Source organism: Sphaerisporangium viridialbum (assembly GCF_049674955.1).
GTDB classification, from domain to species: Bacteria; Actinomycetota; Actinomycetes; order Streptosporangiales; family Streptosporangiaceae; genus Sphaerisporangium; species Sphaerisporangium viridialbum.
Genome location: NZ_CP187232.1, coordinates 8351203 through 8364359, shown reverse-complemented (window position 1 = coordinate 8364359; position 13157 = coordinate 8351203). Strand labels below are relative to the sequence as shown.

At 69.0% G+C, this 13157-nt stretch carries 8 protein-coding genes; 4 read left to right on the top strand and 4 right to left on the bottom strand.

Going from position 1 to position 13157, the window contains the following annotated elements; genetic code table 11:
- Window positions 1-130: 130 nt before the first annotated feature.
- Entirely contained in the window at window positions 131-2449 is a 2319-nt protein-coding gene (locus ACOZ38_RS37615; protein WP_424535730.1) for a glycoside hydrolase family 6 protein, read from the top strand.
- Between the two features lie 127 nt (window positions 2450-2576).
- Here the strand turns inward: ACOZ38_RS37615 and fdhA are convergent, their stop codons facing one another.
- Window positions 2577-3800 (bottom strand): formaldehyde dehydrogenase, glutathione-independent, encoded by a 1224-nt coding sequence (gene fdhA / locus ACOZ38_RS37610; RefSeq protein ID WP_424535729.1) that lies wholly within the window; start codon window positions 3798-3800, stop codon window positions 2577-2579.
- Between the two features lie 349 nt (window positions 3801-4149).
- On the opposite strand from fdhA, the gene ACOZ38_RS37605 reads away from it, so the two are divergent.
- Entirely contained in the window at window positions 4150-5592 is a 1443-nt protein-coding gene (locus tag ACOZ38_RS37605; RefSeq protein ID WP_424535728.1) for an MFS transporter, read from the top strand.
- Window positions 5589-6005: a MarR family winged helix-turn-helix transcriptional regulator gene (locus tag ACOZ38_RS37600; RefSeq protein ID WP_424535727.1), complete on the top strand. Its 417-nt coding sequence runs from the start codon at window positions 5589-5591 to the stop codon at window positions 6003-6005. The genes ACOZ38_RS37605 and ACOZ38_RS37600 overlap by 4 nt, the downstream gene beginning before the upstream one ends.
- A 9-nt stretch (window positions 6006-6014) precedes the next feature.
- On the opposite strand, the gene ACOZ38_RS37595 is transcribed toward ACOZ38_RS37600, so the two are convergent.
- The 3 genes from ACOZ38_RS37595 to ACOZ38_RS37585 all read right to left on the bottom strand — a co-directional run bounded on the left by ACOZ38_RS37595 (window position 6015) and on the right by ACOZ38_RS37585 (window position 10498).
- A complete protein-coding gene (locus ACOZ38_RS37595; RefSeq protein WP_424535726.1) occupies window positions 6015-7253 on the bottom strand; it encodes a family 2 encapsulin nanocompartment cargo protein polyprenyl transferase in 1239 nt (412 codons plus the stop codon).
- A 271-nt stretch (window positions 7254-7524) separates the two neighbouring features.
- Window positions 7525-8952: a family 2B encapsulin nanocompartment shell protein gene (locus ACOZ38_RS37590; protein ID WP_424535725.1), complete on the bottom strand. Its 1428-nt coding sequence runs from the start codon at window positions 8950-8952 to the stop codon at window positions 7525-7527.
- Between the two features lie 115 nt (window positions 8953-9067).
- A complete protein-coding gene (locus ACOZ38_RS37585; protein ID WP_424535724.1) occupies window positions 9068-10498 on the bottom strand; it encodes a family 2B encapsulin nanocompartment shell protein in 1431 nt (476 codons plus the stop codon).
- Window positions 10499-11142: 644 nt separating this feature from the next.
- Here ACOZ38_RS37585 and ACOZ38_RS37580 point away from each other — a divergent pair.
- On the top strand, window positions 11143-13152 hold the full coding sequence (locus tag ACOZ38_RS37580; RefSeq protein WP_424535723.1) for an erythromycin esterase family protein: 2010 nt from the start codon (window positions 11143-11145) through the stop codon (window positions 13150-13152).
- Window positions 13153-13157: the final 5 nt, after the last annotated feature.

The window sequence follows — 13157 nt, the reverse complement described above, 5'->3', positions numbered from 1 at the left end:
CTGCTGTACATCCTCCCGAAACAACCACACCATGGGAGCGCTCCCACCGCCGCATGTCGAGCTGGGCGCTGCTTGGCCGTCTCAAGAAGGCGGCGGACCCATCAAGTTTCATAAGGGAGACGAACAGACAATGGGACCCCACAAGAGTTCCTGGCGCAGAGCGGTGACGGCGGTGGCAGCATTGCTGCTCACCGCCATCGGGCTCGTTGTCAGCCCGACTTCGGCCAGCGCCGCGGTCGCCTGCCAGGTCACGTATGAGAAGGCCTGGGAAGGCGGCAACGGGTTCGGCGGAAACGTCACGATCAAGAACCTGGGCGACCCCCTGACCAACTGGACGCTGACCTTCACCTTCCCGGGCAGCCAGCAGGTGACCCAGGGCTGGACCGCCGACTGGTCGCAGTCCGGGGCGAACGTCACCGCGAAGAGCCTCTCGTACAACGGGAGCCAGGCGACCGGAGCCTCGTGGACCATCGGGTTCAACGGCACCTTCAGTGGCACCAACACCAACCCGACCAGCTTTGCGATCAACGGCGTGACCTGCAACGGCGGCGGCACGACCCAGTCCCTGGTGGTCAGCCCCACCGCGGTGACCGTCACGGCGGGCAGCACGGCGACCTACGCCGTGAAGCTGGCGGCGCAGCCGACGAGCAACGTGACGGTGACCTCGACCGCCGGCACGGGTAACTCCGGCATCACGGTGACGGGCGGGGCGAGCCTGACCTTCACCTCCGCCAACTGGAACACCGCGCAGAACGTGACGCTGTCGGCCGCGGCGAACGCCAGCAGCGCCAACGGCACCCGGGCCATCACCGTGGCCTCCTCCGGCCTCGCCTCGGTCGCGGTGACCGCGTCCGTTCAGGGCGGCGGCGGCACGACCCAGTCCCTGGTGGTCAGCCCGACCGCGGTGACCGTCACGGCGGGCAGCACGGCGACCTACGCCGTGAAGCTGGCGGCGCAGCCGACGAGCAACGTGACGGTGACCTCGACCGCCGGTACCGGTAACTCCGGCATCACGGTGACGGGCGGGGCGAGCCTGACCTTCACCTCCGCCAACTGGAACACCGCGCAGAACGTGACGCTGTCGGCCGCGGCGAACGCCAGCAGCGCCAACGGCACCCGCGCCATCACGGTCGCCTCCTCGGGCCTCACCTCGGTCACGGTCACCGCTTCCGTGCAGACCGGCGGCGGCAACCCGGGCACGCACGTCGACAACCCCTACGCCGGCGCAACCGGCTACGTGAACAGCGACTGGTCCACCAAGGCCGCCGCCGAGCCGGGCGGCTCCGCCGTCGCCAACATCTCGACGGGCGTGTGGCTGGACCGCATCGCCGCCATCGCCGGCAGCGCGAGCGCCAAGGGCCTGCGCGCGCACCTCGACGCGGCCGTCGCGCAGGACGCCGCCAACGGCAGCGCCCCGCTGACCATCCAGTTCGTCATCTACAACCTGCCGAACCGCGACTGCTCCGCCCTGGCCTCCAACGGCGAGCTCAAGATCGCGCAGAACGGCCTCAACCGCTACAAGACCGAGTACATCGACCCGATCGCCGCGATCATGGCCGACCCCAAGTACTCGGCGCTGCGCATCGTATCCATCATCGAGATCGACTCGCTGCCGAACCTGATCACCAACACCAACATCGCCGCCTGCGCCGAGGCGCAGTCGTCCGGCGCCTACGTCCAGGGTGTGCAGTACGCCCTGAACAAGCTGCACGCGATCTCGAACGTGTACACCTACATCGACGCGGGGCACCACGGCTGGCTCGGCTGGGACACCAACTTCGGCCCGTCGGCCCAGCTCTTCGCCAGCACCGCGCGCGGCACCACCGCGGGCATGTCCAGCGTCGACGGCTTCATCACCAACACCGCCAACTACTCCGCGCTGACCGAGCCCAACTTCACCATCAACTCCACCCCGGGCGGCCAGTCGGTGCGCCAGTCCCGCTGGGTCGACTGGAACTTCTACGTCGACGAGCTGACCTACGCCCAGGCGTTCCGCCAGCGGCTCATCACCGAGGGATTCCCGTCGACCATCGGCATGCTGATCGACACCTCCCGCAACGGCTGGGGCGGGTCGGCCCGGCCCGCGGGCCCGAGCACGTCGACCGACGTCAACACCTTCGTGGACCAGTCCCGCGTCGACCGGCGGATCCACGCCGGCAACTGGTGCAACCAGAGCGGCGCCGGTCTCGGCGAGCGTCCGAAGGCGAACCCCGCCACCGGCCTCGACGCCTACGTCTGGATCAAGCCTCCGGGCGAGTCCGACGGCTCCAGCTCGGCCATCCCGAACGACGAGGGCAAGGGCTTCGACCGGATGTGCGACCCCACCTACACCGGCAACGACCGTAACGGCAACAACGCGACCGGCGCTCTGCCGAACGCTCCGATCTCCGGCGCGTGGTTCTCGGCGCAGTTCCGCCAGCTCCTGCAGAACGCCTACCCGGCGCTCTGACCCGCCAGACCGCGGGCCCCGCCACGGCTCACTGACAGCCAGTGGCGGGGTCCGTCACCAACCACCGTCGTGGTCCTGTCCCGGAGGGGGTCCCCCCGGACAGGGCCACGACTCGCATGTACGCCCTCTACGTGCGCGAGTGAAGCAACCCGTGCGGGTCAAGGACGAACTTGCACGCCGCGCCCTTGTCGAAGTCCTCGTAGCCCCTGGCGGCCTGGTCGAGCGGGATCGGCGTCGCGTTGACCGCCTTGGCTATCTGCACCCGGTCGTGGAGGATCGCCATCATGAGCTGCCGGTTGTAGCGCATGACGGGGCACTGGCCGGTGAAGAAGGCGTGCGACCTGGCCCAGCCGAGCCCCAGCCTGATCGACAGCGAGCCCTCCTTGGCGGCCTCGTCGGCCGCGCCCGGGTCGCCGGTGACGTACAGGCCAGGGATGCCGATCGCGCCGCCGGCCCGGGTGATCTCCATCAGGGAGTTGAGCACGGTGGCGGGCCGCTCGGTCCGCGCCTCCCTGCCGTGGCCGCGCGCCTCGAAGCCCACCGCGTCGACGGAGCAGTCCACCTCGGGGACGCCCAGGATCTGCTCGATCTGATCCCCCGGATCGCCCTTGGACACGTCGACGGTCTCGCAGCCGAAGCTGCGGGCCTGCGCCAGGCGATCCTGGTTCAGGTCGCCGACGATCACCACGGCCGCCCCCAGCAGGAACGCCGACGCGCCCGCCGCCAGCCCCACCGGGCCGGCGCCCGCGATGTAGACCGTCGATCCCGCCCCCACCCCCGCGGTCACGCACCCGTGGAAGCCGGTGGGGAAGATGTCCGCCAGCATGGCCAGGTCGAGGATCTTCTCCATCGCCTGGTCCTTGTCGGGGAACTTCAGCAGGTTCCAGTCCGCGTACGGCACGAGCACGTACTCCGCCTGCCCGCCGACCCATCCGCCCATGTCCACGTACCCGTACGCCGAACCCGGCCGGTCGGGGTTGACGTTCTCGCAGATGCCGGTCTTGCCCTCCTTGCAGTTCCGGCACCGGCCGCAGGAGATGTTGAACGGGACCGACACCAGGTCGCCCACCTTGACGAACTCCACGTCGGGGCCCAGCTCCACGACCTCACCGGTGATCTCGTGGCCCAGGATGAGCCCTTTGGGGGCGGTGGTGCGCCCTCGCACCATGTGCTGGTCGCTGCCGCAGATGTTCGTGGCGACGGCCTTGACGATGGCTCCGTGGGGGACCTTGCGGCCGACGTTGGCGGGGTTCACCCCCGGCCCGTCCTTGAGCTCGAACTCGGGGTAGCCGATGTCCTCGACCTCGACCCTGCCGGGGCCCCGATAAGCGACCGCCTTGTTACCGGGCATGGTCCTCCCTCTTCCGCACCGTCGCGGGAGGTGCCGCCGAGCGAGTGGGGGACAGCCGCGAGGGCCGCGCTGACGGCAGCCGTACGACCCCGGCCGCGGCATCGCGTGACCGGCCGCTGTCCCCCTGAGCGCGGCGACGGCGGAGCCCGGCCCGAACGCGCTGCGCGGCACCCTTCAACGGCCCCAGAGCGGGATCCGTCGCGGGTAACCGGCCATCGCACGCCCCCACGACAATGGTTCTTCCCCGGACATCAGCCATATATCCGCAGGTCATAGGCATAAATCAGGCTATTGGCGGCATTGGTTGTACTGTTATAACCGTTGTACGCCTACAACCTCTTGGAGGGACGTGACCGAGCTCGGCCGCCGCAGGCGCATGCTCGTCCTGCTGATCTGCTGCATGAGCCTGCTCATCGTCGGGCTCGACAACACCATCGTGAACGTCGCCCTCCCGTCGATCGAGCGCGACCTGCACGCGCCGGTGTCGGGGATGCAGTGGACCATCGACGCCTACACCCTCGTGCTGGCGAGCCTCCTGTTGCTGTCCGGCTCGACGGCCGACCGCGTCGGGCGCCGCAGGACATTCCAGCTCGGCCTGGTGGTGTTCGCGGCGGGCTCGCTGCTCTGCGGCCTCGCGCCGAGCCTCGGCTGGCTGGTGGCCTTCCGGGTCCTCCAGGCGATCGGCGGCTCGATGCTCAACCCGGTCGCCATGTCGATCATCACGAACACCTTCACCGAGCCGAAGGAACGCGCCCGGGCGATCGGCGTGTGGGGAGGAGTGGTCGGGATCAGCATGGCGCTCGGCCCGGTCGTCGGCGGCGCGCTCGCCGACTCGACCGGCTGGCGGTCGATCTTCTGGATCAACGTGCCGGTGGCGGTGGTGGCCCTGCTGCTCACCGCCCTGTTCGTCCCGGAGTCGCGGTCGCCGCGTCCCCGCAGGATCGACCCCGTGGGACAGGTGCTGGTCGTCGTGATGCTGGCCTCGCTCACCTACGCGATCATCGAGGTGCCGAGCAAGGGCTGGGGCGCTCCGGTGATCATCGCGTGCTCCGTCGCCGCCGTGGCCGCGCTGGCCGCCCTGATCGTGTACGAGCTGCGCCGCCCGGAACCCCTGATCGAGCTGCGCTTCTTCCGCAGCGTCCCCTTCTCCGGGGCGTCGGTCATCGCGGTGAGCGCGTTCTCGGGGTTCGGCGCGTTCCTGTTCCTCAACACGCTCTACCTGCAGGACGTGCGGGAGCTGTCGCCGTTCCACGCGGGGCTGTGCACGCTGCCGATCGCGGCGATGGCGGTGGTGTTCGCCCCGCTGTCCGGCAGGCTGGTCGGGGAGCGTGGCTCACGGCCCTCGCTGATCATGGCGGGCATCGCCATCACCGCCAGCGGCCTGATGCTGACCCGGCTGACCGCGACCACGCCGATTCCCTGGCTGCTCGCCGCCTACACGGTCTTCGGCTTCGGGTTCGCCATGGTCAACGCGCCCGTGACCAACACCGCCGTGTCGGGCATGCCCGTGACGCAGGCCGGGGTCGCGGCGGCGGTCGCCTCGACCAGCCGCCAGGTCGGCCAGTCGCTCGGCGTGGCCGTCGCCGGGTCGGTGCTGGCGTTCGGCATGACGGGAACCCTGCGGGAGGGATTCACCGGGGCCAGCCTGGCGGGCTGGTGGATCGTCGCCGGATACGGGGCGATCGTGCTCCTGCTGGGTATCATCACCACGGGCAGATGGGCGAAGGGCACCGCGGAGCGGACCGCGGCGCGCCTCACCGTCGACGACACGAGGATTCCCGTCACGTCATGAGCCACGACCCCCAGATGGCCACCCGTGTCTGGCACGGCATGCGCGCTCTCGTCCTCGACCGGTACGACCGGCGCAAGGAGGTCTGCGACGCGCTCGACATGAGCTTCATCAGGGCCAAGGCGCTGCGCCGGCTCGCCGTGACCCCGCTCACGATGCGGCAGCTCGCCGCCGAGCTCAGCACGGACGCTCCCTACACCACGCTGGTCGTGGACGATCTCGTACGGCGCGGCATGGTGGTGCGCGACGTGCACCCGCAGGACCGCCGCCAGAAGACCGTGACCGTGACCGCCGAGGGGGAGAAGGCCGCCGCGCTCGCCGAGGCGATACTCGGTGAGCCGCCCCCACCCCTGCGCGACCTCGACCCCATCGACCTCGCCACCCTCGACCGCATCGTCACGGCGCTCACCCGTTGAGCTCTTGGCTCAGTGGTCGCGGTGGGTCACCAGATGGGCGAGAGTGGTGAGTTCGGTGGCTGCCCTCGGCACGGGGTCGGCGGACGTCAGGTGACCGAGCGCCTCGACCAGCAGGTCGTCGGCCCGGGACTGGCTCCAGGCACGGCCACCCGCCGCCTCGATGAGCTCGGCGGCGTGGACGAGATCGGGACCGGTGAGCTCCTGGTCGCGGCGGTAGAGCGCCGCCAGCTCGTCACCTGCCGGAGTGCCGGAGGCCAGGGCGGCGACCACGGGCAGGGACTTCTTCCGGTTGCGCAGATCGGAGTAGACGGGCTTGCCGGTCACCGCCGGGTCGCCCCAGATGCCGAGGAGGTCGTCCACGAGCTGGAAGGCCAGCCCGAGGCGGTCGCCGAATCCTCGCAGATGCTCGATCTGCTCCGGGGTGCCCCCGCCGAACAGGGCGCCGAGCGCGCAGGCACCGCCCAGCAGGGCCCCCGTCTTGCCCTCCGCCATGCTCACGCACTCGGGCAGGCTCACCTCGGCCCGCGCTTCGAAGGCGGTGTCAGCGCTCTGGCCCTCGACCAGGTCGAGCACCGCGGCGCCGAGCACCCGCGCCCCGTCCGGGGCGGCGGGGTGGCCGTCGGCGCCGAGCACGTCGAACGCCAGGGTCAGCAGGGCGTCACCGGCCAGGATGGCCGCGCTCACGCCGAACACGCTCCAGGCCGTGGGACGGTGGCGGCGGGTCACGTCGCCGTCCATCACGTCGTCGTGCAGCAGGGAGAAGTTGTGCACCAGCTCCACGGCGACCGCCGCCGACATGGCCCCGAGGTTGAGCCCCCCAGGCGCACCCGAAGCGGCTCCCAGCCCGGCACCGCCGGAACCATCGGAACCACCGTGGCCACCGGAAGCACCGGAGCTGCTGGAGCCGATGGGACCGCTGGGGCCGATCGCCGAGCCGACGGGACCGCTGAGGCCGATCGCCGAACCGATGGGACCGCCGGGGCCGGCCGGCACTGCTGACGGAGCGCCGGTGGGGACTCCGACCGCCTCGGCCGACAGCAGGACCAGCGCGGGCCGGATGGCCTTGCCGCTGCCGCTGCCGGTGGTGGGACGTCCGTGCTCGTCCTGCCAGCCGAAGTGGTAGCCGGCTATGCGCCGCATCGACGCGGGCAAGGTCTCCACCGCGGACCGCAGTGCGGGGCCGGCCAGGTCGCGGCTCCAGGCCAGCACCTCGTGCGCCGGCCGGCCCGTGGTCATCACCTTGGTCATACGCGCGACCCCTTCCCTCCGTGCCTGAACTGGGCGTGTTCGAAAGTCCCGAGCACGCCGGGGAGGACTTTCATCGACTTCATCACACTTATCGCCGTCAATCTCCGTTGTGACCACAGAAAGCTGGTCTCTTCACTGTAAAACCGGGCTGAGTTTTCGCCCATGGACGGCCGTGATCCCGGAGGCCGCGATGAGGTCTCGTCGATACGCCTGGAAGAGCCGGGCGACGCGAACGGCCGCCTGGCGTTTCCGTGGGGGATCCGGTTGCGGGTCAGTGGCCGATTTCGACGTGTTCGAGGATGCCGAGTGCGTCGGGGACCAGGACGGCGGCGGAGTAGTAGGCGCTGACGAGGTAGGACATGACGGCGTGTTCGTTGATGCCCATGAATCGGACGGAGAGGCTGGGTTCGTATTCGTCGGGGAGGCCGGTCTGGTGGAGGCCGATGACGCCTTGGTTCTCTTCTCCGGTGCGCATGACGAGGATGGAGCTGGTGCGGGTCTTGGTGATGGGGATCTTGTTGCAGGGGAGCAGCGGGACTCCGCGCCAGGAGGGGATCGCGTGGCCGTCGATCTCGACGCTCTGCGGATACACACCACGCCGGTTGCATTCGCGGCCGAAGGCCGCGATGGTCTCCGGATGCGCCACGAAGAAATGGGACTTTCTTCGCCTGCAGAGCAGTTCGTCTAGGTCGTCGGGGGTGGGTGGGCCGGTGCGGGTGTGGATGCGTTGTTTGAGGTCGGCGTTGTTGAGGAGGCCGAATTCGGGGTTGTTGATGAGTTCGTGTTCTTGGCGTTCGCGGAGGGCTTCGATGGTGAGGCGGAGTTGCTGGTGGGTTTGGTTCATGGGTTGGTTGTAGAGGTCGGCGACGCGGGTGTGGATGCGGAGGATGGTTTGGGCGACGCTGAGTTCGTATTCGCGGGGGGTGGTTTCGTAGTCGACGAAGGTGCTGGGGAGTTGGGGTTCTCCGGCGTGTCCTGAGGTGATTTCGATGAGGGCTTCGCCGTGTTTGTTCTGTGGGGGGCGGGGGTTGGCGTGGTGGGTTTCGAGGTGGGTGCGGAGGGTGGGTGATTGGGTGAGGAGTTCTTGGAAGGTTTGGCGGGGGAGGGTGAGGGTGGTGGTGGGGGTGACGGCTTTGATGGTGTGTTCCCAGGTGGCTGGGTTGTTGGTGGTGAGGGTGTGGTCGCCGTAGTAGTCGCCGTCTGCGAGGACGCCGAGGATGGTGTGGTCGCCGTATTCGCCGGTGCCGATTTTGTTGACTTTGCCGTGGGCGATGAGGATGAGGTGGTCGGCGGGTTGGCCGGTTTCGGTGATGGTGTCGCCGGGTTCGTGGTGGTTTTGGGTGAAGCGGTTGGCGAGTGCTTCGAGGACGGTGTCGTCGTCGAAGTGGCGTAGCAGGGGGAGTTCGCGGAGTTCTGGGGGGACGACGCGGATGTCGGTGCCGTGGTTGGTGAAGCTGAGGCGTCCGTCGCCGATGGCGTAGCTGAGGCGGCGGTTGACGCGGTAGGCGCCGCCGGGGGTGTGGACCCAGGGGAGCATGCGCAGTAGCCATCGGGAGGAGATGCTTTGCATCTGCGGTTGCGACTTGGTCGTGGTGGCCAGGTTGCGTGCCGCTTGGGTGGCGAGGCTCTGCTGGGTCTGGCCGTTGTGGGGGGCCTGGCCGTTTTGGGGGTTCGTTCCTGCGTCGGTTGTCTCGGTCACAACCCACACCACCAATCACTGTCGCGCTGAACGGAGGAGGTGCCGCGCCGGCCGTCCGGCGCCGGCGGGTACGCGCCGAGCGGCCGCGCGGTGGCCGCTGGTCGGTGGTTGTGGGTCAGTGGCCGATTTCGACGTGTTCGAGGATGCCGAGTGCGTCGGGGACCAGGACGGCGGCGGAGTAGTAGGCGCTGACGAGGTAGGACATGACGGCGTGTTCGTTGATGCCCATGAATCGGACGGAGAGGCTGGGTTCGTATTCGTCGGGGAGGCCGGTCTGGTGGAGGCCGATGACGCCTTGGTTCTCTTCTCCGGTGCGCATGACGAGGATGGAGCTGGTGCGGGTCTTGGTGATGGGGATCTTGTTGCAGGGGAGCAGCGGGACTCCGCGCCAGGAGGGGATCGCGTGGCCGTTGAGCATGACGCTCTGCGGATAGATGCCGCGGTTGCTGCACTCGCGGCCGAACGCGGCGATCGTCAGCGGGTGCGCGAGGAAGAACGCGGGGTTCTTCCAGACGTTGGCCAGCAGTTCGTCTAGGTCGTCGGGGGTGGGTGGGCCGGTGCGGGTGTGGATGCGTTGTTTGAGGTCGGCGTTGTTGAGGAGGCCGAATTCGGGGTTGTTGATGAGTTCGTGTTCTTGGCGTTCGCGGAGGGCTTCGATGGTGAGGCGGAGTTGCTGGTGGGTTTGGTTCATGGGTTGGTTGTAGAGGTCGGCGACGCGGGTGTGGATGCGGAGGATGGTTTGGGCGACGCTGAGTTCGTATTCGCGGGGGGTGGTTTCGTAGTCGACGAAGGTGCTGGGGAGTTGGGGTTCTCCGGCGTGTCCTGAGGTGATTTCGATGAGGGCTTCGCCGTGTTTGTTCTGTGGGGGGCGGGGGTTGGCGTGGTGGGTTTCGAGGTGGGTGCGGAGGGTGGGTGATTGGGTGAGGAGTTCTTGGAAGGTTTGGCGGGGGAGGGTGAGGGTGGTGGTGGGGGTGACGGCTTTGATGGTGTGTTCCCAGGTGGCTGGGTTGTTGGTGGTGAGGGTGTGGTCGCCGTAGTAGTCGCCGTCTGCGAGGACGCCGAGGATGGTGTGGTCGCCGTATTCGCCGGTGCCGATTTTGTTGACTTTGCCGTGGGCGATGAGGATGAGGTGGTCGGCGGGTTGGCCGGTTTCGGTGATGGTGTCGCCGGGTTCGTGGTGGTTTTGGGTGAAGCGGTTGGCGAGTGCTTCGAGGACGGTGTCGTCGTCGAAGTGGCGTAGCAGGGGGAGTTCGCGGAGTTCTGGGGGGACGACGCGGATGTCGGTGCCGTGGTTGGTGAAGCTGAGGCGTCCGTCGCCGATGGCGTAGCTGAGGCGGCGGTTGACGCGGTAGGCGCCGCCGGGGGTGTGGACCCAGGGGAGCATGCGCAGTAGCCATCGGGAGGAGATGCTTTGCATCTGCGGTTGCGACTTGGTCGTGGTGGCCAGGTTGCGTGCCGCTTGGGTGGCGAGGCTCTGCTGGGTCTGGCCGTTGTGGGGGGCCTGGCCGTTTTGGGGGTTCGTTCCTGCGTCGGTTGTCTCGGTCACAACCCACACCACCAATCACTGTCGCGCTGGATGGGAAAAAGGGCAGTCGGAAAACCTGGTGCGCAGTGAATCTCGGCGACTTTCCGGGGGCGGTCGTGTGTCGCCGAATGGACGCGAAGGGAAGACTTACGAAACTCCGGACATGCTGGTCGAATGCGTCGCGTGTGCTGTTCGCCGTGGTCGGGGGGATCTTCGCCATATCGATAACGGGCAGAACGGGAGGACCGCTCTGTGTTCCGGGGGCTTTCCGTTGCCGCTGTGTAATTATGCGGTGCCGATCTTTGGCATGTCAATTACGTGTTTCCGCTGCTCCGCAGGTGGGAGGGATAAACGGGTTGGCCCGGCAACGCTGGAATAATCCATATAGCGCGACGTTTGCCGATGATGAAGACGCGAAGACATACTTAATGCGCTTTTCGACTAAGATTTCCAGCGAAACAGGACATAGGGCCCGGCGTGCCGGCTCGCCTCGCGTAAAGGCACGTCGCACACGGCCCCGGGGCCCGCGCGGGGAGAAGGCGTAGGCTGGGGTAACGGCCCAGGCCCGCCCGAGGTCACCTCGGCAGCGGCATGATCGGCGTGCGCGCACGCCGGCCGGTGTGCGCCAAGGGTGGTCCGCCTCCGAGCACGTTAGGGGGGCCGCCATGCCCGACCGTCTGTTCCGCGACCGCAGAGATGCCGGTCGCGCGCTGGCCGGCCTGCTGGACCACTACCGCGGCCGCCACGACCTCGTGGTGCTGGCATTGCCGCGCGGTGGCGCCCCGGCGGGGTACGAGGTGGCCAGGGCCCTCGGCGCGCCGCTCGACGTGTTCGTCGCCCGCAAGCTCGGCGTCCCGGGGCAGGAGGACCTCGTGATGGGCGCCATCGCCGGGGACGGCGCGCTCGTGCTCAACGACGACGTGATCAGGGGCCTGGCCATCCCCCCGGAGGTCGTCGAGCACGTCGCCGGCTGGGAGGGACGCGAGATCATCCGCTGGGAGCGGCACTTCCGGCAGGATCTGACGCCGCGGAAGGTCCACGGCAGGGTCGCGATCCTCGTCGACGACGGCCTCGCGACGGGGGTGGCCGTACGGGCCGCGATCAAGGCCCTGCGCCGGCTGGGCCCCGCGCGCGTCGTCGTCGCGCTGCCCGCCGCCTCCGAGGCCACCTACGAGGAGCTGGAGGTGGAGGCGGACGAGGTGGTCTGCGCGACGACCCCGTCACCGTTCTTCTCCGCCGACCAGTCGTACTGGGACTTCACGGAGGTCACCGTCGAGGACGTACGGGACCTGCTGCGCGCGTCCGCGACCTCGGCGCCCGCCAGGGCGGGCGGGCAGGGCCGTGCGGAGATCACCGCCATCCGGTCCGAGGCCCTGCCGGCGGATGACGGCATCCCGGCGCCGGAGGCGCTGTTCGACCTCGTGGGCGACGCCCATCTGGTGCTGATCGGCGGGTCCTCCCACGGCACGCACGAGTTCTACGCGGCCCGCGCCGCCATGACCCGGCGGCTCATCGAGGAGAAGGGGTTCTGCGCCGTCGCGGTGCAGGCCGACTGGCCCGACGCCTACCGGGTCAACCGGTACGTCCAGGGCCTCAGCCAGGACGCGACGGCGGAGGAGGCATTGCGCGACTTCCAGCGCTTCCCGACCTGGATGTGGCGCAACGCGGTGGTGCTGGACTTCGTGGGATGGCTGCGCGAGCACAACGACCGGGTGCTCGGGCACTCCGACAAGGCCGGCTTCTACGGGCTCGATCTCTACGAGATCCACCGGGCGATGTACGAGGTGGTCGCCTACCTCGAAGGCGTCGACCCCGCCGCGGCGGCCCGCGCCCGCGAGCGCTACGCCTGCTTCGACCACCTCGGCAGCGGTGACGGCCAGATGTACGGGATCAAGGCCGCCTGCGGGGCCGGGGAGGACTGCGAGGACGAGGTGGTCCGGCGGCTGGTGGAGCTCAGGCGGCAGGCGATGGACTCCGCGCGAAGACAAGGGCTGCCGGCCGAGGACGAGCTGTTCTACGCGGAGCTGAACGCCGCGGCCACGAAGACGGCCGACGAGCACTACCGCTCGATGTTCGGCGGGCGGGTCTCCTCCTGGAACCTGCGAGATCACCACATGGCCGACACCCTGGACGCGCTCGCCGTCCATCTCGGCCGCCGCCGCGGCCGGCCCGCCAAGATCGTCGTATGGGCGCACAACGCCCACGTGGGGGACGCCCGGGCGACGGAGGCGGCGTGCCGCGGCGAGATCAACCTCGGCCAGCTCGCACGGGAGCGGCACGGGAACGGATGCCGGATCATCGGCCTCACCACCTACACCGGCACGGTCACCGCGACGGACCTCTGGGGCGGCCCGGCGGAGCGCAAGTGGCTGAGGCCCGCTCTGTCCGACAGCGACGAGGAACTGTTCCACGAGGTCGGGGAGAAGGCCTTCTTCACCTCGTTCACAGCGGCCCCGCGATCGGCTGACGTGCTGCGCTCCGCGCGCCTGGAGCGGATGGTCGCCGCCGTCTACCGGCCCCAGTCAGAGCGGCGGAGCCACTACTTCAGGGCCCGCCTGCGCGACCAGTTCGACGCCGTGATCCACGTCGACGAGACGCGGGCCGTCGAGCCGCTCGAACGGACGGCCCGCTGGAGCCGAGGCGAGATCCCCGGGACCGATCCGCCCGGCCTCTGAGGGCC